The sequence below is a fragment of the Streptomyces sp. NPDC091282 genome (assembly GCF_044757385.1).
GTDB lineage: Bacteria > Actinomycetota > Actinomycetes > Streptomycetales > Streptomycetaceae > Streptomyces > Streptomyces gramineus.
Genome location: NZ_JBIVUX010000005.1, coordinates 163,967 through 186,117 on the forward strand (window position 1 = coordinate 163,967; position 22,151 = coordinate 186,117).

Consider the following 22,151-nt stretch of genomic DNA (forward strand, 5'->3'; position numbering starts at 1 on the left):
CATACGGAACTCCGACGAGTATCGTGAAGGCTACATAGAAAAAAAGGTGTAAAAAAGGAGGGTGACGGCAATCAGTGCGGCCAAAAGTACGGGCATACCGACAAGCTGATCCGCGAAACCTTGCACCCTTTTCTGCGGTGGGCGATAACTGCTACCGACCGTAAAGGCAAATCTCTCGTACCAGAAAATGACTTGAGCATACAGGGCCATGAGTACGATGATTAGAGCCGCATGAATAAACCGAAAAGGAATTTTGTAGTTTCGCGCCCACGCCCATCTATGTAGTGCAATGCGCACCCGAGGAGAAGGTCTCTCAACTCCTAGGCTGCTCAAGGCTGCGTAGAACGTGGGCAGAGTCTTACGCGATCTCTCGGAAGAAATGAAGGATTCGATGCGCAACGGACCCCCTGAGTCGATATTTCCTCTCAGTCGAGCGTAGCGGCGGATGGGGCGGGAGGGGCCGTGGATGCGTGAACTGTGTAGGTGCCGAGGATCGGCACGTTAGGAATCTACGTTGCCTAGAAGGCGCACGGTCCAGCTTCCTAGGGGGCGCCGGAGGGAGCGTGCGGCCAACCTGCGGCCAGCGCGCCGTTTGTTTGGTCCAGGGCGAAGATTGAATGGCCAGGTCACGGCCTTAGTCGATCGCAGTACCGGGCCGGTCTTGAAAGCCGCTGTGCTGCCTGCGGAGTGCGTACCCCCTGCTTCATCAAGCCCCGGCTGCGCTCCGCTCCGCCGCCGCTCCTGCCTTCGGCCCGCTTCGGCGGGCGGCGCCGACGTACCCCATAGCGGCTGGGCGGTCGCGCCAAGTCATCCGAGTGCTCAGATCCTCTGACGTTCGTTCAGGTCCCTAAGTAGATCAGGAGAATCGGCGACGGCAGCTCGGACGTCCGCCATAGCCCTCCTAAGACGTGCTCTCCAAAAGAGACGTGAGCGTAGTGGATGCCAAAGCGCGTGGTAGACGACCTCGGTTGCCGCATTCAAGCCACGGACATACCGGGTGGCCAGACCACCGCCATACTCGGGGTCGGGGTATTGCTCAAAGCTGCGACGGCTCTCCAAGAAGAAGGCGACCCGAGTTCTCGAGTACCACTCGGACACTTCGCGTGGTACTCCGGCAATCATCGCGGCCGACTCAAAAGCGTGGACTGCCCTGCGCAGTCGTCCCCACTCTTCTGGATCACCTTGGGACCAGACTGCTTCCTCTAGAGCCGTCATTGCTGCGCGAGCAGCAGCGCGAGCCTGACGACGCTCGGGTGCCGCACTGACGTACTGGGCAACGACTGCACCTACGCTGCCCGCCCCGAGGAGCTGAAGCACCCCCACAAGATCCGCCACGTAGGGACCGTATCAGCGGCCAACTGTCCATCTAAGGCGTTTGAGGAACCGGGCCGTTACTGGGCCGTCCTAGGGGACTGAACGACGGCCAACGGCCCCTTCCGACCGCCCTACTGGACACTTCGCAGGTCAGAGGAGCACTCGCCCAACCTCCCCGAGAGCGGTTGCTGTCCTCTCCTTGTCCTGGTCTTTGTCCAGTGCACCCACGACCACCACTGTTCGTGGACGTACGCGAGCCCCGTCTGACCTGCCCCGCGAACCTCAGCGAACGCCTCCGGACGGCCGCGCGGACAGTTGGAAAGCGTGTTGGGGGCAACCCCTCACGAGTTCGAATCTCGTATCCTCCGCCAGTGCCTCACCGGGCACGATGTCGAAGGGCCCCACCGCTTGCGGTGGGGCCCTTCGACGTTCTCCGTCTCAGTTTCCGTCTCAGTTCGTTTTCGGGAGCTCCCAAAGCGCGTCGCCGACTTGCTGCGCGACTTTGCGGAGCATGGTCCCAGTCACGTGCATGTACCGAGCACGCATTCGGGCCGCTCCCCCAGGCTCCCAACCCATGATCGAGTCGATCACGACGTCCGGGACGCCGAGGATCAGCAGGACGGTCGCGGCGGTGTGGCGAGCGTCATGGAGACGGCCGTCCCGCACGCCCGCGTCCCTGAGGAGCCGCTTCCAGACGTGGAAGTCGGTGTTCGGGCTCAGTGGTCCGCCGATCGGCGACGCGAAGACATACCCCTTGCCCTCCCAGTCGGCACCGGCCGCGATCCGGTCCAGCCCCTGAGCTTCCTGGTGCTGGCGAAGAATCTTGATCAGCGGATCGGGCAGGCCGATGGTGCGCCGACCCGCGCGGGACTTGGTGGACTTGTGCTCGCGGCGCGTCTGCTCCTTCTGAGGGCAGTAGCCCGCCTTCCGGCTGCACGGGTTGGCGCCACATCCGTGGGCGTATCTGGGACGCAGCCGGTTCTTACGGATGCGGACATACCCCGCGTCGAGGTCGACGTCTTCCCAGTGCAGGCCGAGCGCCTCACCCTGCCGCAGCCCGAGCGCCAGGGCAACGACCCAGCGCGCGCTGTTGCGGAGCTTGGCCGCTTCCACGAGCAGGCTCCGAACCTCCTCCATCGTGTACGGCTCGATGTCCTCCTCTTCGAGCCGCGGAGCCTTGGCGATCTCCGCCGCATTGGTGACGACGTGCCCACGACGCACAGCCTCGCCAAGGGCCACTCGGATCGTCCGGTGGGCGTGGTGGGCGGTGCCGGCAGAACTCCCGGACTGCTGCATCTTCCGGTAAAAGCGTTCGAGGTGCTCCGGCTCCAGGCGGTCGAGCTTGTGAGCACCCAGGCCGGGGACGAGATGCACGCGTACGTCGACCTCGTACCCGTCGTACGTGTTCTCCGAGACGTAGGGCTTGGCAATGTTCTCGACCCAGTGCTCAAGCCAGGATCGGAGCGTCCAGCTCTGCCCCGGCTTCCTCAACTTCCTGTCGTCCCGCGCCCGCTCCATCTCGCGGACGGCCTTGGTCACCTCAGCCTTGGTCTTGCGCTCGATGTGGCGGCGGTCGGGCTTGCCGTCATCACGAACGCCGACCGTCACCCGACCGTGCCACTTCCCGTCCTTGCCGAGGTAGATGGTCGAGGCTCCGTTGGGCTGGCGAGTGCGCTTCTGCTCTGTCACGTCGTCCCCCTCAGGCCGCGTGGGCAGGTCGGTGGCGAAGCTTGGCCACGTAGGCGGGTACGGCGTCGGCGGGGACCCGGCGGAGCCGCCCAACCGTGACGGACTCGATCTCTCCGGCGAGGACGAGCCGAAAGCACGTCGTACGGCCGATACGGAGTCGACGAGCGGCTTCCTCGACGGTCAGGAGGGCCAAGGACGGGTCGAAGGGTTCAGCCATGAGTGGGTTCTCCTTCCGTTCCGGGGGTGGGTTCGATGGATGCGGCGAGCCAGGCTTCGGCGTCGGAGAGGCCGGTGCCGGCGAAGACCCAGTGGGCGAGGACGTACGTCGTCTCGGGGGTCGGTTCGCTCGTGACCGCTTGGGCTCGGCGCCATTCGGCGCGGGCGGTGCGGAGGGCGCCGAGGGTGGTGGAGTAGCGGCGGGATTTGGTGGAGAAGTGGCCGCGGAAGCCGAGCATGTGGGCCCAGGCGCGCAGACGGAGGTGTTCGAGCTCCTTGCGAGCGCCGAGGGTCCAGGCGGTTCGGATGAGGCGGCGGGCGTGGTCGCTGATGTCGAGCTGGGCGAGTTCGGCGGCGAACTTCAGTGGGCGGTCGAGAGCTCCCGTGGCCGTCTCGGCACCCTTGGTGGCGTACTTGGCGATGTATGCCGCTACGGCCCGCTCGGTCAGCTCCTGGCCGTCGTCGAAGTCGGCGGATCGGATCGTGCGGACGTCGAGTTGGCGGCCGAAGGTGAAGGTGTGCGGGCGTCCCTCGATGAGCGGGCCGTCGACTCGGACCTTGGACGCGGCCGCGCCGATGGCGTCGGTGAGCAGCTCGGCGGTGGCCCAGGCCGGGGGCGGGGTGTCCCCGCCGCCGGGGCCGTCGAGGCGTATGACGGCGTGGAAGTGGACCGCGCCGCGCTTCTGGTACTCGGCGACCTTGGCGAAGGACACGCGGGCGTGGTCGCGGAAGGCGCGTTGGGAGAGCCCGGCACGCTTGGCGACCTCCCGGCGGAGGTAGGTCGAGAAGCGTCGCCAGAGGGGTCCGGCATGGGCGTTCCAGAGGACGGCCGACTCGTAGTCGTAGGTGTCCGGGTCCAGCGGGGTCCCGAGTGCTTCGTCCTCCGAGGCGTGGCGGGTGCCGCAGCGGCAGGGGCGGCCGTCGGTGCGGCGGTTGTGGACCGGGCCGAACCCAGGGGCGGTGAGGGTGGCGAAGACGCGCGGATGGGCCGCGACGCGTTCGGGGGTGCCCTTGCCGCCGCGCAGTCCGGCGGTGATCAGTTGGAAGGTGTCGCGGCGGTACACCTCGGCGCAGGCCGGGCAGCGGGTGACGCGGCGGTTGTTGCAGCGGACGAGAAGTTGGCCGGCCGGGAGGCTGTTCGAGTCGAGGTGCTGGAGGATCCGGCCTATCTCGCCGGTCGCGGTGTCGACGTCGTACTCGGTGCGGTGGCCGTCCAGGCGTATGGGGTGGGTGCAGCCGCCGAGCCCGGAGAGCTGCCGGAGGATACCGGGCAGGGTGCCGTGTGAGGCGAGCTTGGCAAGTTCCGGAAGTGGCGGCGGAGTACTGCGGGTGAAGATGGCGTCTCCTTCTGGCTGGCTCGGTCAGGAGTGATGGGCCCCGGGGCGGCCGACTGCATGGCGGTGCTGTGGCCGCCCCGGAGGCGGGCGCGGTTCAGCGGCGGTGCTGGTCGCGGAGCAGGGAGCGCAGGACCACGGCGGCGACGGCGACGGATATCGCCGTGACGGCGACAGCGGCCAAGAGCGCGGTGAGGACGACTCCGCCGACGAGGACGACCGCGACCGTCTTCTGATCGAGGGAGACCGACGGAAGCGAGTGACGGGCGGGAGCCGGGTCGGTCGGCGTGTGGGTGTGCGCGGGCGGCGGTGTCGGGTTGTCCGGGTACTTGGGCAGGAACACAGCGAGCCTCTCCATGTCTACTCGTCTAGTCATGTGAGCCGTTTATGACGGTCACGCCGGAGCGTGTGCCGGACTCGATGGCGGGGGCGAAGAAGGTGTGCGAGAGCCAGAAGCCGAAGAGGGCGATCAGGACGACGACCCAGGTACGTACGCCGAGGTACTTGATCGCTCCCCAGACGAAGAAGCCGAGGACCAGGACGAGCGGCAGGCTGACGGTCACGGTGTAACGGTTCCTTTCAACGGACGGGGCAGCGATGGGTGCGGGCGGCGAGTTCGGCGGCGGCGCGGCTGTCGTAGTCGGCGGAGAAGTTGCAGCGCGGGGCGGTGCAGGCGGCGGTGTGCTTCTCCCGGCCGCGATGGTCGTAGGCGGTGCCGACCTGCACGGGGCCGATGCGGGTGACGTTGCGGAAGCGGCGGTTCGCGGACATCGGGCTTCCTTTCAGAGGTGGGCGGCGATGGCTTCGGCCATGGGTGCTGGGACGCCGAGGCGGGCCCGGAGGGTCGGGGTGTCGATCGGGGCGCCGGTGCGGGTGTGATGCTCGGCAGCGACCTTGCGGGCGTGGTCGATGAGGGCTGTCGGGACAGGGACGGGAGGATGTTCCGCCGGTGCCTCGATGACGGGCGGGGCCGGGGCTTCGGGGACGGGTTCGGGCTCGTTCTCCTGGTTGTCGATGACCTCGGCACGGTCCGGGGCCGTCTCGGGAGCCGAGTGGGCGAGGAGGGTTCCGCCGAGGAAGGCGACGGCGGGCCAGCCCGCGACGAGGATGCGCAGCCAGGCCGGGACGTCGGCCAGGTCGAGCAGGCCGGCGGTGGCGACGTTCGCGCCGAGGGACGCGGCGAGTGCGATGACGAACCAGCACCAGGCCGCCGCCTTGCCGGTCCCGGAGCGCAGTCGACGCCAGGCCGCGACAAGCAGCAGGTCCACGGACACCGGGTAGGCCCAGGCTTTCCAGCCGTCCTGCCCGGCCGCCGTGGCGATGTCGTGGATGTGGGCGAAGGACAGCGCGGCAGCGATGAGCGCCTGCACGAGTACTGCGTCGACCCGGGCCAGCTGGGCACGCACGATGGCAACTCCTTCCGGATTCGGGGCGTGGAGGAGTAGGGACGTGGCGTGAGGAGGTCACGCCGACCGGTGAAGAGGTGTGGGAGCAGCTAGGCGACGTCGGCCAGCGGCTCGACGGGCCGTACGGGCACGTCGGGGCGGAAGGGCTTCAGCGCGGGTACGTCGGGGGCCAGGTGGGCCGTCTCGCGGCAGATGTCGGAAGCGTCGCCGAGGGAGAGGTAGGGCGTGCGGATGCGGGACCAGCCGCCGGACGTGTCTCCCGCGACGGCGAGGCCGGGCAGCTCAGGGGCGATGGCACAGGCGGCGAGAACGGCTTCCGGGGCGATGTCGCCCAAGGCCATCTTGGCCGAGGCTTCGTCGTTGACGCGGTGGCACACGCGGCCGGTCAACTGGGCCCGGAGCATGGTGGCGCCCTTGCCGAGTTCGGCGCCGAAGCGCTGCCCGCACACCTCCAGATAGATGCCGGCCGCGCGGCCGAGCTGGGCGAGCCGGATGAGCTGCGTGACCATCTCGTCGCGACGGTCTTCGTCCTTGCGGGTGGCCGTGAGGAACAGTTCGGCCACCTCATCGACGAACAGGACGACGGGCACGGGCCGTTCGTTCTCGGGCAGTCCCCAGATGTCCGAGGTGATCTCCTCGTCCGGGGTGCCGGGTGCGATGCCCTGTCGGGCCTTGATCAGGTCGTATCTGTCCTCCATCTCCTTCACGAGCACGGGCAGCAGTTCCGCGGCTTCGTCCGGGTCGGTGGCGAGGGCGGACAGGCGCGGGGCGAACGGCGCCAGCTCGACGCCGCGCTTGCAGTCGATGCCGGCGAGGGCGACGGGCTGCGAGGCGAGTCCGGAGACGAGATGGCGCAGGTACATGGACTTGCCCGAGAGCGTTGCACCGAGGGTGAGTTGGTGGGGTACGGCCCGGTAGTCGCGTACGAAGGGCATGGCGTCCTCCCGCAGCGCGACCGGGACCTTGAGGAGCCTGGCATCGAGCTTGCGAGGCATCCGCACCTTGCGCAGGACGTCGAAGCCGACGAGCCGCAGTTCGACGACACCCGGCTTGACGGTGGAGACGTAGACGGCGTGGACGCCCCAGGCGTGCCGCAGGCGTTCTGCCGAGGCGGCGACGTCGGCGGGTTCTTGCCCCGGAGCGAGGCGAAGGCGGACCCGTAAGCCGGTGGTCGTGGGCCGGATGATGCCCCGGCGGGGCGGTACAGGCCGTACCTCCCGCCGTGTCGTGGCCTTGACGGCGAGGACCCGCAGTCGGGACGGGGCCACGGTCAGACCGCAGGCCTCCATGACGGAGGCGTACGAGCCGAGCAGCCGGACGGTGGATATCGGACCACCGACGGCCGACCAGTACAGGGCCGGATGCTTGGCCCTGGTGTAGGCGGCCCCACCGCCGAGCGCGGCAGCAGGACCCCCCACTTCCAGAAGCGACACGAGATCGGTCATCAGGCCGTGGCCCCCAGAGCGGCCGGGAAGGCAGCCGGGGTGACGGCGGCGGCCCGGTAGGCGATGCCGTGACGCTGCTGCCCGTTGAACACCGACTCCCACGGCCGGGCGATGAGCCCCGGCAGCGAGACGGGCGAGCCGAGGGCCAGCCCTTCGGACACGCCGCCCTCCGGGACGGTGACCTTGATGAGTGAGGACTCTCCGTCCTCGATGTACACGACGCCGACGGTCATCAGCGCCTCACCGCTCACGGCGTCCTTGGCGATCTCGCCGGTCTGCCGGTCCCGGACCTTCGGTTCCGGAGCCTCCGTCAGCAGGATCGTGGCGGCGGCGGTCTCAACACGGATGGTGCGCAAGGCACATACCACTATCTACTCGTCTATACAAGAAGCGATCCACGAACCCGACTCGCCGGGCTCACGTGACCACCCTGCCACACAACTTGCCAACTCGTCTATACGAGTAGGCCTGTTGGGGTGTACGAGTTCGAAGAAGCGTCCCCACGCACCCGCCAGCAACCCTCCCTGCATCATCCGAACGAACCGTCTTCCCGCACGACGAACAGGTCGCATCCGTCATGTTCGAAGCGGACCCGCCCGTCGAACTCCGAGGCGGCGCGGGTACAGACTCCCCAATCCCGCCCCAGCTCCCCGCTCAGCGCGACCCAGTACCGACAGCCGCCGCACTGCTCGTCGTACCAGTCGTCCCGATAGTCAGACCGGCGCGTCGACCTGTTCTGCACCTGCGACCAGCGTTTATGGCACGCGTGGTTGTGCGCGCGGTCGTCACCCGTCCACGTGCCGCCGGATACAGCCGAGTCCCCGCTCATGTGGCCGGGAGCTGGTACGACAACACGTAGGCGTCCGCCGCCATGACCGTGTCGCAGACTTCGACGGGCCGCTTCTCGGTGTCGAAGGCGGTCCGGATCAGGTGGATCACGGGCACGCCGGCCGCCAGGTGGAGCGTCTTCACCTCGGCGGGCGAGGGCATCCGGGCGCGGATCTCCTCCTCGAAGTGGTCGAGACGGTGGCCGAGTTCTTCGAGACGGGCGTAGATGCCGCCGGGGCCGGGGTTGGGTTCGGCGATCTGCGTACCGCGGGCGATGTCGAGGGGCAGGTAGGAGGTCGCGAACTCGACCGGCCGCCCGTCGAGGAGGTACCGGCGTCGCCGTGCGAGCACCCGCCGCACGGAGCCCAGCCGGGCGGAGACGTCCTGGCTGGCCTTCTCTTCCTTCACTTCGAGGCTGTCGACCTGGGGGTGACTGCCGGCGGCGTCCGCCTCCACGATGAACGCGGACTTCCCCTGCTCACGGTGGCGCCGGGCGAACCGGTCGGAGGCGAGTCGCCGCACGGGCGGGCGCGGCCGGACGAACACGCCCTTGCCGTGCTCGGCGTGCACCAGACCCTCGCCCGTGAGGATGGAGAAGGAGTTCCGGACGGTCATCCGGGACACCCCGTAGTGGTCCACCAGCTCCGCTTCCGAAGGCAGCTTCTCGCCCTCACGGAACTGCCCGCGGTCGATGGCTTCGCGCAGTTGATCGGCGATCTGCCGGAAGACCGCACGATCGCTCGTGGGGTCGAGATCACCGAGGAGGCCCGAAGGAAGCGAAGGGCTCACGTGTGTACTCCTTTAGGTATCTAGACGAGTGGGCGAGTGTTGTTGCTACGGTGGAGAGCCTAGCCATCCGAGAGGGCCGAGGAACGTGAGCACAGAACGCCCGCACTCCGTGAGCGTGGCCGGGGTCGTCGTCGACGGCCAGGGCCGGGCCCTCTTGATCCAGCGCCGGGACAACGGCAAGTGGGAGCCCCCGGGCGGCGTCCTCGAACGCGAGGAGACCATCCCTGAGGCCCTGCAACGCGAGGTCCTCGAAGAGACCGGCATCAAGATCGCGCTTCCCGCGACCCTCACCGGCGTCTACAAGAACATGACGGGCCTGATCGTCTCTCTGGTCTTCCGCTGCGAGGCTGCCGACGGCACGCCCACTACCGGCGACGAGACCCGCGCACTGCGCTGGGCCACCCGTGAAGAAGTCTCCGAACTCGCCGACGAGGCTTACGCGATCCGCGTCCTGGACGCACTCGACGCGACAGCTCCGCCGGCCATGCGCGCCCATGACGGCGTGAAACTCGTCTAGTCCGAACCCGCTGCACATGGCGGCCTACCAGCATGAAGGAACTTGTATGCACGAGTATACGAGTAGAGCGCGGGTCTGGGGCCTGTCTTGCCCAGGTTTCCCGGAAGAGGTCAGCCGGGCCCGCCGCTGGACCCGGGACATCCTGCGCGGCTCCCCTTTAGCCGACGACGCCGAACTGATCGTGAGCGAGCTGAGCGCGAACGCGATCCTTCACACAGCGAGCGGTGCCGAGTGCGGCAGCTTCCACCTGGCCGTGGCCGTCTCGGCGCAGGTGATCGCGGTATCGGTGACGGACGACGGCGGCACGGGCATGGCCCCCAAGGCCGAGCACCAGGACCAAGACGCCGAACACGGCCGCGGACTCGGCATGGTCAGCGCGCTCGCTCACCGGGTCGTCGTCCGTCAGAGCCAGGCCGGCCACACGGTCACCGCGGAGCTCTTTACCGACGGCCTTCCCGGCGGCCACCCATGCTGAGGACGACGACCAGGCCCGGATTCTGGTGCGAATGCTGGACCCGCCGCCTGGACGACAAGCAACCACCGACGCTCCTCGGCTCCTACGACGCGTACACCGAGGTCGAGGCGAACAACTGGGTCTCCACGATCCTGCGGACCATTTCACCGGCCCTCGACACGGACACCTCCCAGGAAGCGTGGGGACAACTCCACGACCACCGGGTCAACACCCGCCGAGCCCTGATCCGCCGTGTGCCCTGGACAGTCTCAGTCACCCACGCCCGCACACTCGTCACCTGGACCGTGAGCCCGGTGGCCTATCTGCCACTCGCACACCGCCAGAGCACCGAACTCCCGCGGTGCGCCTACACCTTCAAGACCCATCAGCCCTAAACGACGAAGTGAGTTACAACTTTCTCTACTGGTTCAAGCCCCGGCTGCGCTCCGCTCCGCCGGGCGGGCTCCCGGCGCCGCTCGGGGCGCCGCTCCTGCCTTCGGCCCGCTCCGCCCCGGCTGCGCCAACGCCCGCCCACACGTGGATAGGCCCGGAGGCCATGAGTCAAGCACCCGACGTTCATGGCCCACGGTCACAGACGATGCCTCCGGCGGGGGATCGGCCGGCACCGGGATGGAAGGGGCGCCGTTCCCGGCCGCGGGCACATCGTGGCGAGCGTTGGGGGCTCCCATCCCGTCCACCATCGACCCAGGCAGAGCCGAGCAGACGCGGCCCATGGCGTCCAGGTCGTTCGTCCAGTTGGGCGCTCCACCTGGACGCCATGAACCACGCCCGCTCCACGGTGTGTGGGTCGACGGCGGACGGGATGGGAGCTGGGGAGAGTGGTGGGTTGAGGTAGAGGATGTTGCCATGGCAGATGAACCGAGACGCCCTCTCAGCGAGCTTCGGCAAGGCGAGACAGTTCAAGCAACGATCACTAGTCACCGGCCATGGGGCCTCACGGCAAAGCTCGACGAGTACGACCCGGTGGGCGCCTCACTGGACGCGATTCGCCGCGGAAGCGAGCCGGGAGTGAAGCGACTCGTGCAGGAGCTGCCGCCCGTGGGAGAGACCGTCGACCTCGTCATAGGCGAGGTGCGTGATTGGCACAGCAAGCCGTGGATATGGGTCGACCTCACGGCACCTAGTCCAGCCGAAGACTGACCGTGCCCCGGCATGCCCGATCGAGCGGTGAGCAGGCAGCGAGAGCCGAGCTGTCAAGGGCGCCCGGATCGTCTGACACCAGTGGCTGACACCAACAACGGCGTACGGCGCCGATCAACGCCGAACCTCAGCGGCAGCCGGACCAGGGTTCAACGGATGCTCACCGTGGTCGACAGGTACATGCGATCGACCTGATAAGGATGAGGTCAGAGTGCAAAGCCTGCGTTCGGGGCGCTGCACGGCCGGCAAGCAATGAACGACGCCCCACCAGCTTGCCCCCAGCCAGAGTCCACTGATCGTGGGCCGACGGCGGCAGCTCCAGCCCAGAGTCTCGGAGCCGACCTCTCACCATCGCTGGCGACGATCGCACATGGGGCCTACGTGCAAGCGACGCAGCTTCCGAGGTCTCCGGCCAAGAAGAGGGTGCAATTCTGCCGCCGGTCAGCCGGGTAGATAGCACCAAGGCAGATCGGATCATCCCCGGCTGCTCGCAGGGCCCGAACTGCCTCGGCTAGCCCTGCCTTGCTGATGCCCTGCTCAAGCAGGCACTCCTCACGCCACGCCCAAACATCCCATAGGCGACGAGCCGAGACAGGATTGTTGGACCAGACCACAAACTCAGCGCCGGCAGCGAGGCGCTCGACTGCCTCGCGTGAGCGATCGCTCCCATTGCTCTGCAACAGAGCCACGAGTCCCTCACGGTTCACACGCACAGTATGACGGGCGCGTTCGGATGTGCCTGCGGGAGGAAGCTGAGCGTCTCGTCGAGAGTCCAGGCCGTGGGCACCCGCCACGCCTAGGATCAGCGGCTATGAGCGACTCGGACAGCGTTCTTGGCTGGCTGCAGGGGTGGTACGCCGAGCAGTGCGACGGCGATTGGGAGCACGAATGGGGTGTCAAGATCGCGACGCTCGACAACCCTGGGTGGACCATCGCCATTGATCTTGAGGACACTTCGCTCGAAGAACGCGAGTACCCCAAGCAGACCATCAGGCGCGGCCCCCATGACTGGATCTTCGCGCGAGTGGTAGACCATCAATTCGACGGCGCCTGCGGTCCCGGCAACTTGACCGAGCTCCTGACGATGTTCCGGTCGTGGGCCGAAGAGCGCTAGCTGTACAGCAGCGGAGTACAGCAACCACCGCGACCGGTCCCGTCCCGTAGCGTCCTTGTAGACCCGAAGCGCGGCCTGTATGACCGTCACTGACCGATCTATCTAGAGCTACGGATCAGAAGGTCGCTGACATCCACGGCTGACATCAACGACGCCGGACGGAGGCGTATGCCAGCGCCCGTGTCCGGCCGTCGCACCAGTCGACGACCCCAGCCGGAGCGCGCCCGGATCGAACTTACAAGGCGGCGGTCGTGGGGCTCTCGCACACCCAAGGCTCCTCCGTCCGTCCTGGCGCGAGGCGAGAAAGCAGTGCAACCGGTGAGCCTCCTGAGGTGTCGTATGGAGCATGATCGACATACGTGTGCGGCACGTCTTCCGTGCTTCTTCGCTCGTGGTGGTCCTGGCGTCTTTGTCGCTCGCCTGCTCTGGCGGCCAGGGCGCGGCTCCGGGTGACGGGAAGTCCCCCGTCACCGATGTCCGCAAGACGGCATCGGCCGCTGCGGCCGAGGGGACGCCTGCCCCGAGCACAGCGCAACCGGCACCGGGAGCCGGTGTCGAGAAGGTCCGCGACGTGTTCGCCCAGCTTCAGGCCACCTACAACGACGGGTGCACGACCCCGGGGAACTGCGAATACTTCCTCGGGCGCGTGTTCGACAACCTCAGCGCTCTCGACAAGGCGATGGAAGCGGATCCTCAGGGCCCTGGACATTTCAAGGAGCCCCGTGCGTGGATCGCGCAACTCCGGACCAGACTGGGCGGCGACAAGTCCTTCGAAAACCTCAAAAAGCACCAGGACCTGCTCACCGGAACGCGGGACAAGATCAATGCCTGGATGCAGAACCACCCGGAGGACTACCGATGAGCCGAGGCAGAGCCGCAACGACATCGCCGTCATCTACCGGGAGGCCGAAGCCGTACAGCACGGAAGTCAGCAACCTCAGTAACCGAGACTGTGCCTCAAAAGCCAGCCACGGCTGACTGAACAGCGGGGAACCGATCAGCCATCTACCGCGCGCCTGTGGGCCTCCGCCGCAGCTCGGGCCAAGAGCAAGCCTTAAATGCCCTCAGCTTCCCAAGCTGAGGTCTCCGCCGTCGCGGTCCGTCAGTCCAGCCAGACGAGCATCGCGTCGTCCGCCCTGGCAGCCGCCTCGAAGAACTGTGTGAGGTCGTCGTACCAGGGACGTCCCCACTCCAGCGTGCCGGGCTCACTCCATCCGAGTGGATACACCTCGGCACTGGTCAGTTCAGCGGGGTCCACCCCACTAATCAGCTGGGCATAGGTGATTCCTCGCAGAGCTTCCGCTGCGAGCCGGACCCGCTCAGGCCGCAGGTACCTCGGAGGCCCGTACCCCCAGTCCTCGTCCTCGGCGAACGGCTCCTCACCGTGGATCACGTTCACGGGGAACTCGGCACGCGCCATCAGGAAGCGGAGCATGTCCCAGGTCTTGTACGTGCTGAAGTGGCGCGCCTCGGCCAGCGCAGGATCCGACTCCTCCTCGGCATCCTGGACCTCTTCGACGAAGTTCAAAGCCCAGTCGGGATCATGGATCACTCGGTCAAGCTCAGCAGCCGTGACGCGCAGGTACTCACCGATCATGCTCATGGCCGGAGACTAGGCGAGACCACTGACAACTGCCGTCGGACGGGTCCGTCTCAGTTTCCGTCTCATTCAGCCCGGTTCACCGGCGTTCGGCCAGGACCTGGAGCCGATCCCAGCCTGGTGACGAGCCGCCGTTGAACGCAGGTGAATGCCCCCGAACGCAGCCTTAGACCCCACCACCACAGTTGGAAAGCGTGTTGGGGGCAACCCCTCACGAGTTCGAATCTCGTATCCTCCGCCAGTGCCTCACCGGGCACGATGTCGAAGGGCCCCCTGGAAACAGGGGGCCCTTCGACGTTGTTCGTCTAGTTTCCGTCTCGGTCGGCCTCCGCGGAGAAACAACCAGGTGCGCTCTCCTCGGTGACGACCGGTTCCGCCCAGGCCGCGAACGCGAGGACGTCCCGCTTCGCCATGTGTCCGTCCACGACGTCGTAGAACTGCCGACGCACGCGCGGCCCGAGCCGGATCACGTAGCGCACGCCCTCGACGTCCACCGCGCCGATCTCGCCCCGGTCGCCGTCCCCGGCGAACCCCTCGGCCTCGGTCACCTGCCAGCCGGCCTTCGAGGCGAGATACACCCAGGTGCCGAACGCCCGCTCGCGATCCGAGTAGGGCGTCACACCGCCGACGCGCGCGATGATCTCGACGGGGTCCGTCCGCTTGTCCATGGTTCCTCCACCGCTGTCTCCTCCCGGACGGGAGACAGGCGACCCCGGATCATGACAGACGCCAGGCCCGGCGCCTCCTCGGGCGTGGACGACCTGGAGAAGCTCCTCCCGGACACCATCGTCGTCACGCGAGGGTGACCGGCCCCTGACGCGTCCCTGTCTTCCGGCGAAGGCTCAGAGAAGGTCCCGCCAGAAGGGGGCCGTCGCCTGTGGGTTCCAGCTCTCGTCGACCTCGCCCCGTGCGCCGTCGAACTCCTGGTGCATGTAGTCGGCCAGGTCAAGGCCGTAGTAGATGATGTCGGTCTGCCACATCGAGAGGACCGGGTGTCCGAAGCTTCCCCGGCCGGCCGGCAGGTACCGGTGGGCGTAGACGGGCACCAGCACCGGCGCTTCCGACAGGTGATGCCGCGCCGTCTCCAGTGCCGCCGTTCCGTCAGCCGGACGCTCGCCCCAGCCCTCGTGCCAGAAGGTGTGGTGCCCGACGTCGAGCAGAACGCCCTCGACCGGCCAGGCGAGTTGTTCTCGCAGGCTGTCAGAATCGCCGCTCCGCCATTCCGGCCAAGGTCTGGACCAGGTCTGCCCGTCCCTGGGCGGGATGTTGACCGGGAGCCCGGCCGCGAGGAACGACCGGTGGTCTTCCGCGAACTCGAAGCCGAACTCGCCCTCGATGCGACTGAACTCTGCGTCCGTCAGGCCCGGTTCGAACGCGTAACGGCCCGTCCGTGCGAGGCGGCGTGCGGCCTCCGCACCCAGGCGTGCTCCCTTGTCATTGCCGATCACCGTCGCACGTTAACGCCGGCCAGGGCCGGGAGTCACCCGAGTTGTGAACGGGACGCCACCGCCCCGGCCCTACCCCGCGATCCGGATCCCCTTGGTCACCGTCACCTGGTCCAGGTCCGACACCCGGACCGTCAGGTTCATCGTCCACTCGCCCGGGATCGGGAGGTTCACCGCGTCGGTGGCCCAGTAGCCGCCGCGGTCGGTGAGGGCTGCCGGGAGGGGGCCGATCTTCTGGGCGGCGAGGGTGAAGGAGAGGCGGAGTTCGGGGACGGCCGAGATGCCGTCGTCGGGGCCGAAGACGACCGCCTGGACGGAGTTGGCGCCGACCCGGCCCGGGTCCAGGGTGATCTGCACCTTGCCGTGGCCGTTCGGGGTGCCGACGTCGAAGGGGACCATCGCGACGGCGGCGGCCGGGATGCCGCCCGCCGTGGCCCCTCCCGTCCCCTGCTCCGCCGCCTCGGCGGCCGCGCGGCCGGGCAGCGTGCCGGTCAGGATCGTTGTGACGACCAGGACGGCGACACCGACGGCGACCTCGGCGAGGACCGAGCGGCGCAGGCCCCGGTGGTCCGGTGCGGGATCCGGCTCCGGCGCGGCCGGCGGGGTCGCCTCGGGCGGTGCGCCGACCGTCTGCGGGACGCGGTCGCGGGCCGTCGCCGCGGCCGTGACGGGCGCGCCCGCCAGCCTGGCCGTCCAGCGGCGGGACTGGGACGCCGCCGCCAGCAGCAGGATCACGGCGGCGATCTTCAGGAGCAGGAGACGGCCGTACGTCGTGCCGGTGAGCGCCTGCCAGGAGCCGAGGCCGCGCCAGGACTGGTAGACGCCGGTGACCACGAGGACCGTCACCGAGGCGAAGGCCACCCGGGAGAAGCGGGTGACGACGGCGGCCGGGAGGGAACCGGCGTCGGTCCGGCGGAGGACGGTGAGCAGGGCCGTGAGGCCGCCCAGCCAGAGCGACATCGCCAGCAGGTGGAGCACCGAGGACGTGATCGCCAGCGGCACCTGGATGCCGGCCGAGGCGTGTTCCGCCGTCGCCCAGGTCAGGGCCAGCGCGACGGCGAGGACGCCGGTGGTGACCAGGAACGGGCGGGACGACGGGCGGAGGCGGTCCGCGCGGCGGCGGACGAGGACGGCGTACAGGCCCGCCGTGACCGCCAGCAGGGCGACCCTCGCCAGCAGCACCAGACCCGGGCGGCCCGTCGCGGTCCTGCCGAGCGCGGAGAGGTCGAAGGCCGCCGCCGGGGAGGTGCCCTCCTCGTACGGGGAGCGGAGGAGGAAGAGGAAGAGGGTGGCGGCCAGCAGGGTCCACCAGGCCGTCCGGATCGGCCCCCGCAGCGGTGCCGGGTCCGGCGGCCGGCACAGGGCCAGGAAGGCGGTCCCGCCGAGCAGCAGCGCCACCGCGAGGTAGGCGACGTAGCGGCCGATGTCGTAGAGGCTGCCGGTGGCCGGGTTCTCGACGGGTCCGGCGGGGACGGCCGCGGTGGTCGCCGACGGTTCGCCGACGGAGAAGGTGAGGGCTCCGGAGACGGGGTGGCTGTCCGCGGACACGACCCGCCACGCCACGGTGAATGTGCCGGTGCCGAGCCTCTTCGGGAAGGTGATCCGGGCGGTGTCCGCGCCGCCGGGTCCGTGTCCGGGGCCGCCGGTGGTCACGCGGTGGTTGGTGGGGTCGTACACCCGGAACGAGTCGTCGAGCAGGCCGACGGACTCGGTGAAGGTGAGGGTGACGGAGCCGGGCGACGACTTCAGTACGGCGCCGTCGGCGGGGTCGCTGCCGCGCAGGGCCGCGTGCGCGGAGGCGGGGGCGGCGGAGGCGAGGAGCAGGGCGGTGAGGAGGCTGCCGAGGAGGGCGAGGGCGCGCAGGGTCCCGCGGGGGGCCGTCGTGCACCGCCGGCCGTGTTCTTGGCTCACGTCACCGTCCTGAGTCCGGAAGCAGGCGTTCCCGGAGGATACGGATACGGGGCCCGCAGCACTCATCGGGGTGCGGTACTCCTGGTGCGGTGTTCGTGGTGCGGTGCGCCGTCACCACGTCGGGCGGGCGGACACCCCGCCGTCCACCACGAGGTCGTGGCCGGTGATCCAGGACGCCAGCGGGGACGCCAGGAAGACCACCGCGTCCGCCACGTCCTCGGGGCGGCCGAGGCGGCCCGTCGGCACCGCCTCCTGCCATCGGCGCACCCCCTCCGGCCAGGCCTCGGCCAGGCCCTCCCGGTCGATCAGGCCGGGCGAGACGGTGTTGACGCGGATGCCGAGGCGGCCGTACTCCAGGGCCGCGGAGCGGGCGTGCATCACCACCGCCGCCTTGGCCGCGCTGTAGTGGGCGTGGCCGACGGCCGGGTGGGACGCCTCGATGGAGGCGATGTGGGTGATCGTGCCGCCGCCGGGCTGGGCGCGCATGATGTCGGCGGCCGCCTGGGTGCACGCGAAGACGCTGCCGAGATCGGTGTCCACGACCGCGCGCCACTCGGCCGCGGTCATGCCGGGCAGGGGCTGCACGGGCTGCACGGCCGCGTTGTTGACCAGCGCGGTCAGCCGTCCGCCGAACCGGTCCGCGGCCTCCTGGACGATCCGGTGGCAGGTCTCCTCGTCGGACAGGTCGCCCTGCACGACGACCGCGCGGTCGCCGATGGCCGCGGCGACCTCGCGCGCCGCCGCCAGTGCCGTACGGCAGTGCACGGCGACCGCCGCGCCCTGTTCCGCAAGGCGCAGCGCGATGGCCCGTCCGATGCCGCCGCTCGCGCCCGTGACCAGGGCCGTCTGTCCGTCCAGTAGCTGGTTCATGGACGGCAGAGTCCCGTGATGCGGGCGGCTTCGGAGGGGTAACGCGCCGTGAGACCGGCCGCGTTCCCGTGTTCGTACCCCTCGAAGGTGAATCCGGGGGCCATCGTGCAGCCGAACAGGGTCCAGGCGCCGGGCGCCGCCACCCGGCCGCCCATCCAGGTGCCCGCCGGGACGGTCAGCTGGATCTGCTGGCCGCCGCCGAGGTCGGGACCGAGGACGGCGCTGCGGGTGCTGCCGTCGGGGGCGAGGAGCAGCAGGTCCAGCGGGTCGCCGAGGTAGTGGTGCCAGATCTCGTCGGTGGGGAGGCGGTGCAGGGCCGAGAAGTCGTCCGCGGTGAGGAGGCCGACCATCGCGGTGCCCTCGGGCCGGCCGTCGGCACGGTCGGGACCGGCCCAGGTCTGCCGGAACAGGCCGCCCTCGCGCGGGATCGGCTCCAGGCCGTAGTGGGCGATCAGGTCATCGGGGGTCAGCATCCGCGAAGGCTACCGCCCGGGTCAGGAAGGCCAGTTGCGCGTGCTTCTCGGGCAGCCGGACGTCGGGCAGGTCGATCTCGGGGAGCACGACGGCCGGGCCGCGGGTGAAGCCCTGGCGGGTGAAGCGGGCGATGGCCTTCTCGTTGCGGACGTCCGGGTCCACGACGATGCGCCGGCGGTCGAGGGTGCGCAGGGCGAACTCCGTGACGGCGGACAGGAGGGCGTCGGTCCAGCCGGGGCGGGGGCCGTCCGGTCCGGCCGGGGCGAGCAGGACGTGGATGCCGATGTCGCCGGGGCGGACGTCGTAGCACTCGCCCACACGGTCGGCGGCCGGGTCGTACGTCTGGAGGAGCGCGGCCGGGACGCCGTCCTTCTCGGCGAGGTAGGCGTGGTGGGTGTCGAGGCCGGCCAGGTGGGCGTAGATCTCCACGACCCGGGCGCGGGTGAGGCCGGTCATGCCCCAGAAGGCGGCACGTTCCTCGGCGACCCAGGCGTGCACGACGTCCGCGTCGCGCTCGGGGTCCAGGGGGCGGATCCGGACGGTGCCGTAGCCGTCGACGGTGTACTCAGTCATGGGTCTCCTCCACGAGGTGCAGCCGGTCCCAGTCGGTGCCGACCGGGGCCAGGTCGCCCTTGAGCCACAGGGCGAGTTGATCGGTGTGGTGCGGTGCGCCGGGGACGCCGTCGGCGCCGAAGGGCACCACCCAGCGGCTGTTGTCGCGGTCGGCCAGGTCCCAGACGTACCGGGCGGCCGGGCCGCGGGCGGCGAGGTCGGTGAGGCCGGGGACGGCGGAGGTGCACAGCACGCAGTCGTGGTCGCCGGACAGGGCCGGTCCCTCGTACGGCCCGTCGGGCAGCGCCCGCCAGGGGGCGAGGCGGTGGGTGTCGCCCCAGGTGCCGGCGGGCCCGCTCACGGCGACGTCCTCCACCGCCGCGCGGACGACGGCGGCACGGTCGATGCCGAACAACTCCTCCGCCCTCAGCAGGTGTTCGAGGGCGAAGGCGATCCGGGGGGTGAGGGCGAGCCAGGGCAGCAGGACCTCGGGGACGGCGGGGGGTTCGGCGAGGGCGGCGAAGGCGGGGTGGGCGGCGAGGCGTCGTACGACCGCGGTGCGCAGGGCCGCGTAGGCGGCGGCGCCGGTGCTGTCGGCGTCCATCCGGCGGTCCCAGGCCAGCAGCAGGTCGCGCAGGCCGGCCGCCCCGGTGGTGAGGCCGTCCAGGGCGGCGAGGTGGTCGAGGAGGGGCGCGGCGGAGGCGAGGTGGGTGTCGGTGTGGATCGCCGGCAGGTCGGCGGCGGACCAGGTGCGGCGCTCGTCGAGGAGGGCGCGGATGCGGTCGGCGCGGTGCGGCGGGGCGAACTCGACACCGAGGGGGGTGGCGGGGCCGCGCTGGTTCGCCATCACGGCGACGCCGTCGGTGATCTCGCCGTACGGCATCTCGTGCCAGCCCTGCCAGGCGTGGCCGTCCGTCCAGGCGGGCGCGAGGCGGAGGCGGTTGGTGCGGGAGCGGACGGGGACGCGGCCGGCGACGCGGTGCAGGACGCCTCCGGCGGTGTCGGCGGCGTGCACGACGTTGACGGGCTCCGTCCAGGCGTCGAAGGCGCGGTCGACGTCGGCGACGCTGCGCGCCCGGAGCAGGGGGAGGAGGGCGCCGAAGCCGAGGTCGCCGGTGACGCGGGGCGGGTATCTCAGGGCCAGCGCCTCGGTTTCGCCGTCGGCGTCGGCGTCGGCATCCGGCGTGCCGTCCGTGCCGTGCGCGGAGCCGGCCGGTCCGTGGGCCGAGATCACCGGGCCGCGGGCGGTTTCGAGCACCTCGACGCCGATCGGCGGGCCGTCCGCCACCTCCACCGTCTCCGTGTGCCGTTCGGTCCGCCGCCAGGTGCCGTCCGGGTCCAGGGCCGTCACGTCGGTCCCGGTACGGCGCAGGCGTTCGCGGTAGAGGTCCTGGTAGTCGGCCATCGCGTTGGTGATGGACCAGGCGACCGTGCCGGTGTGGGCGAAGTGCGCGATGCCGGGGACGCCCGGGACGGCCAGGCCGACCACGTCGAACTCCGGGCAGGCGAGGCGGATCTGCTGGTAGACGCCGGGCGCTTCGATGAAGCGGTGCGGGTCGCCGGCGAGCAGGGCGTGGCCGGTGGTGGTGCGGGAGCCCGCGAGGAGCCAGCCGTTGCTGCCGGCGGTGCCCGGACCGTCGGTGGCGAACAGCGGGACCGCCTCCTCTCCCAGGTGCCGGATCGCCTGCTCGCGCCAGAGCTTGGCCGGGAAGCCGGCGAACAGGATGTGGGTGGCCAGCCAGACGCCCAGCGGGTGCCAGGGCTCCCAGGTGCCCGGGGTGAGGCCGGTGCGGGCGAACTCGGGCGCGCGGGCCGCGCCTGCGGCCAGGCCCTCGTTGACCCCTCGCACGTAGGCCCGCACCCAGTCGGCGGTCTCCGGGTCCTGTCTCTCCAGCGCCTCGAAGCAGCGTCTCGCGGTGTCCGCGAGGCGGGCCCGGCGGGCGAAGACGTCCCAGGCCGCGGCCTCCGAGCCGAGGAAGGACGCCGAGGTGCCCTGGGCCCGGTGCCGTTCGACCTCCAGCTGCCAGGCCCGGTCGTGGGCGGTGACCCGGCCCTGCGCACGGGCGAGTCCGCGGGCGTCGGCCGCCCGCAGGTGCGGAATGCCCCAGGGGTCTCGGTACGTCGTGACGGTCACCTGCGACACCTCTTGTCTAAGGTTAGGCTTGCCTAAGCTGAATCGTGGGGGAATCGTACGCGAGCGGTGCGGGAGCGACGCGGGCCGGGCCGGGGCGGTGCGGGGCCGGTGCGGGCGCGGAGCAGGTGCGGGTGCGGGTGCGGGCGCGGGCGCGCGGAGGGGGTGCGGGCGCGCGGGGCCGGTGCGGGCGCGGGATCATCGAGCCATGGACGCCACTTCCGACCGGAACGACACGAGCGCCGGCGCCACGGCCCTGCGCCTCGCCCAGGACCCCGAGGCCGACGCACTGCTCGGCCGCAGCAGGCTCGCCGACCTCATCGGCATGCTGCTCGACCAGCAGGTGCCGATGGAGTGGGCGTTCAAGGGACCGGCGGCCATCGCCCGGCGGATGGGGACGGACGGCCCGGACGCGCACGAGATCGCCGCCCAGGACCCCGAGGCCTTCGCCGCGCTGCTCTCCGAGAAGCCCGCGGTGCACCGCTACCCCGGCTCCATGGCCAAGCGGATCCAGCAGCTGTGCCAGTACCTCGTCGACCACTACGACGGTGACGCCGAGGGCCTGTGGCACGACGTCGGCAGCGGCGCCGAACTCCTCGCGCGGCTGGAGGACCTGCCCGGCTTCGGCAAGCAGAAGGCGCAGATCTTCCTGGCCCTGCTGGGCAAGCAGCTGGGGGTCCGGCCGAAGGGCTGGCGGGAGGCCGCGGGGGCGTACGGGGAGGCGGAGGCGTTCCGGTCCGTCGCCGACATCACCGGACCCGAGTCCCTGGCGAAGGTGCGGGCGCACAAGCAGGAGCTGAAGGCCGCCGCGAAGGCGGCGAAGGCCGGGGAGAAGAAGCCGGGACGGTAGCGGGAGAACAAGCCTGGACGGTGGCGGGAGAAGAAGCCTGGACGGTGGCGG

Annotated in this window: 26 protein-coding genes; 6 read left to right on the forward strand and 20 right to left on the reverse strand. The window is 69.9% G+C overall.

The genetic code is table 11. The features are described from left to right. Positions 1–30 precede the first annotated feature (30 nt). The 12 genes from ACIQOE_RS24085 to ACIQOE_RS24140 all read right to left on the reverse strand — a co-directional run bounded on the left by ACIQOE_RS24085 (position 31) and on the right by ACIQOE_RS24140 (position 9,021). Positions 31–210 carry a hypothetical protein gene (locus ACIQOE_RS24085; RefSeq protein ID WP_401413655.1) on the reverse strand — a complete coding sequence of 60 codons (180 nt, stop codon included), beginning with the start codon at positions 208–210 and terminating at the stop codon, positions 31–33. Between the two features lie 1,554 nt (positions 211–1,764). After that, a complete protein-coding gene (locus tag ACIQOE_RS24090; RefSeq protein ID WP_401413657.1) occupies positions 1,765–3,003 on the reverse strand; it encodes a tyrosine-type recombinase/integrase in 1,239 nt (412 codons plus the stop codon). 10 nt (positions 3,004–3,013) lie between these two features. Beyond that, entirely contained in the window at positions 3,014–3,220 is a 207-nt protein-coding gene (locus ACIQOE_RS24095; RefSeq protein ID WP_401413659.1) for an excisionase family DNA-binding protein, read from the reverse strand. Next, the gene (locus tag ACIQOE_RS24100; protein ID WP_401414211.1) at positions 3,213–4,493 is read right to left on the reverse strand and encodes a replication initiator; all 1,281 of its coding nucleotides are present in this window, start codon (positions 4,491–4,493) and stop codon (positions 3,213–3,215) included. Before ACIQOE_RS24100 ends, ACIQOE_RS24095 begins: the two co-directional genes overlap by 8 nt. A 157-nt stretch (positions 4,494–4,650) precedes the next feature. Further along, the gene (locus ACIQOE_RS24105) at positions 4,651–4,896 is read right to left on the reverse strand and encodes a SpdD protein (protein ID WP_401414213.1); all 246 of its coding nucleotides are present in this window, start codon (positions 4,894–4,896) and stop codon (positions 4,651–4,653) included. 25 nt (positions 4,897–4,921) lie between these two features. Further along, the gene (locus tag ACIQOE_RS24110; RefSeq protein ID WP_401413661.1) at positions 4,922–5,116 is read right to left on the reverse strand and encodes a hypothetical protein; all 195 of its coding nucleotides are present in this window, start codon (positions 5,114–5,116) and stop codon (positions 4,922–4,924) included. A gap of 16 nt (positions 5,117–5,132) precedes the next feature. After that, complete coding sequence (locus ACIQOE_RS24115) at positions 5,133–5,324, reverse strand: mobile element transfer protein (RefSeq protein WP_079661311.1); 192 nt, start codon at positions 5,322–5,324, stop codon at positions 5,133–5,135. An 11-nt stretch (positions 5,325–5,335) separates the two neighbouring features. Further along, positions 5,336–5,959: a DUF2637 domain-containing protein gene (locus ACIQOE_RS24120; RefSeq protein ID WP_401413663.1), complete on the reverse strand. Its 624-nt coding sequence runs from the start codon at positions 5,957–5,959 to the stop codon at positions 5,336–5,338. A gap of 89 nt (positions 5,960–6,048) precedes the next feature. After that, complete coding sequence (locus tag ACIQOE_RS24125) at positions 6,049–7,404, reverse strand: FtsK/SpoIIIE domain-containing protein (protein ID WP_401413665.1); 1,356 nt, start codon at positions 7,402–7,404, stop codon at positions 6,049–6,051. Next, positions 7,404–7,760, reverse strand: a complete 357-nt coding sequence (locus ACIQOE_RS24130) for a hypothetical protein (RefSeq protein WP_401413667.1) — start codon at positions 7,758–7,760, stop codon at positions 7,404–7,406. The genes ACIQOE_RS24125 and ACIQOE_RS24130 overlap by 1 nt, the downstream gene beginning before the upstream one ends. Before the next feature lie 173 nt (positions 7,761–7,933). Continuing rightward, positions 7,934–8,233, reverse strand: a complete 300-nt coding sequence (locus ACIQOE_RS24135; RefSeq protein WP_401413669.1) for a DUF3027 domain-containing protein — start codon at positions 8,231–8,233, stop codon at positions 7,934–7,936. Continuing rightward, positions 8,230–9,021 (reverse strand): GntR family transcriptional regulator, encoded by a 792-nt coding sequence (locus ACIQOE_RS24140; protein ID WP_401413671.1) that lies wholly within the window; start codon positions 9,019–9,021, stop codon positions 8,230–8,232. The genes ACIQOE_RS24135 and ACIQOE_RS24140 overlap by 4 nt, the downstream gene beginning before the upstream one ends. A gap of 109 nt (positions 9,022–9,130) precedes the next feature. Between ACIQOE_RS24140 and ACIQOE_RS24145 the strand changes: the two genes are divergently transcribed. The 5 genes from ACIQOE_RS24145 (at position 9,131) to ACIQOE_RS24165 (ending at position 13,129) form a co-directional block, all read left to right on the forward strand. Continuing rightward, the gene (locus ACIQOE_RS24145; protein ID WP_401414215.1) at positions 9,131–9,538 is read left to right on the forward strand and encodes an NUDIX hydrolase; all 408 of its coding nucleotides are present in this window, start codon (positions 9,131–9,133) and stop codon (positions 9,536–9,538) included. Between the two features lie 46 nt (positions 9,539–9,584). Then, positions 9,585–10,013, forward strand: coding sequence for an ATP-binding protein (locus ACIQOE_RS24150; protein WP_401413673.1), 429 nt, complete (start codon positions 9,585–9,587; stop codon positions 10,011–10,013). Next, positions 10,007–10,387, forward strand: coding sequence for a hypothetical protein (locus ACIQOE_RS24155; protein ID WP_401413675.1), 381 nt, complete (start codon positions 10,007–10,009; stop codon positions 10,385–10,387). Before ACIQOE_RS24150 ends, ACIQOE_RS24155 begins: the two co-directional genes overlap by 7 nt. A gap of 1,577 nt (positions 10,388–11,964) precedes the next feature. After that, the gene (locus tag ACIQOE_RS24160; RefSeq protein WP_401413677.1) at positions 11,965–12,267 is read left to right on the forward strand and encodes an immunity 53 family protein; all 303 of its coding nucleotides are present in this window, start codon (positions 11,965–11,967) and stop codon (positions 12,265–12,267) included. A gap of 346 nt (positions 12,268–12,613) precedes the next feature. Further along, positions 12,614–13,129, forward strand: a complete 516-nt coding sequence (locus ACIQOE_RS24165) for a hypothetical protein (protein WP_401413679.1) — start codon at positions 12,614–12,616, stop codon at positions 13,127–13,129. A gap of 240 nt (positions 13,130–13,369) precedes the next feature. Here ACIQOE_RS24165 and ACIQOE_RS24170 read toward each other — a convergent pair whose 3' ends face one another. The 8 genes from ACIQOE_RS24170 to ACIQOE_RS24205 form a co-directional block, all read right to left on the reverse strand. Continuing rightward, positions 13,370–13,870 carry a YfbM family protein gene (locus ACIQOE_RS24170; RefSeq protein ID WP_401413681.1) on the reverse strand — a complete coding sequence of 167 codons (501 nt, stop codon included), beginning with the start codon at positions 13,868–13,870 and terminating at the stop codon, positions 13,370–13,372. A 302-nt stretch (positions 13,871–14,172) separates the two neighbouring features. Next, positions 14,173–14,535: a hypothetical protein gene (locus ACIQOE_RS24175; protein ID WP_399011976.1), complete on the reverse strand. Its 363-nt coding sequence runs from the start codon at positions 14,533–14,535 to the stop codon at positions 14,173–14,175. A 174-nt stretch (positions 14,536–14,709) separates the two neighbouring features. Then, positions 14,710–15,315: a hypothetical protein gene (locus ACIQOE_RS24180; protein WP_401413683.1), complete on the reverse strand. Its 606-nt coding sequence runs from the start codon at positions 15,313–15,315 to the stop codon at positions 14,710–14,712. A gap of 69 nt (positions 15,316–15,384) precedes the next feature. Beyond that, the gene (locus tag ACIQOE_RS24185) at positions 15,385–17,289 is read right to left on the reverse strand and encodes a copper resistance protein CopC (RefSeq protein ID WP_401413685.1); all 1,905 of its coding nucleotides are present in this window, start codon (positions 17,287–17,289) and stop codon (positions 15,385–15,387) included. 45 nt (positions 17,290–17,334) lie between these two features. Beyond that, on the reverse strand, positions 17,335–18,093 hold the full coding sequence (locus tag ACIQOE_RS24190) for an SDR family oxidoreductase (protein WP_365559185.1): 759 nt from the start codon (positions 18,091–18,093) through the stop codon (positions 17,335–17,337). Continuing rightward, positions 18,090–18,563 (reverse strand): cupin domain-containing protein, encoded by a 474-nt coding sequence (locus tag ACIQOE_RS24195; RefSeq protein ID WP_362640219.1) that lies wholly within the window; start codon positions 18,561–18,563, stop codon positions 18,090–18,092. The genes ACIQOE_RS24190 and ACIQOE_RS24195 overlap by 4 nt, the downstream gene beginning before the upstream one ends. Continuing rightward, complete coding sequence (locus tag ACIQOE_RS24200; protein WP_351316182.1) at positions 18,550–19,140, reverse strand: GNAT family N-acetyltransferase; 591 nt, start codon at positions 19,138–19,140, stop codon at positions 18,550–18,552. Before ACIQOE_RS24200 ends, ACIQOE_RS24195 begins: the two co-directional genes overlap by 14 nt. Continuing rightward, complete coding sequence (locus ACIQOE_RS24205; RefSeq protein WP_401413687.1) at positions 19,133–21,253, reverse strand: penicillin acylase family protein; 2,121 nt, start codon at positions 21,251–21,253, stop codon at positions 19,133–19,135. The genes ACIQOE_RS24200 and ACIQOE_RS24205 overlap by 8 nt, the downstream gene beginning before the upstream one ends. 205 nt (positions 21,254–21,458) lie before the next feature. Between ACIQOE_RS24205 and ACIQOE_RS24210 the strand changes: the two genes are divergently transcribed. Further along, entirely contained in the window at positions 21,459–22,100 is a 642-nt protein-coding gene (locus ACIQOE_RS24210) for an HhH-GPD-type base excision DNA repair protein (RefSeq protein ID WP_365559180.1), read from the forward strand. Positions 22,101–22,151: the final 51 nt, after the last annotated feature.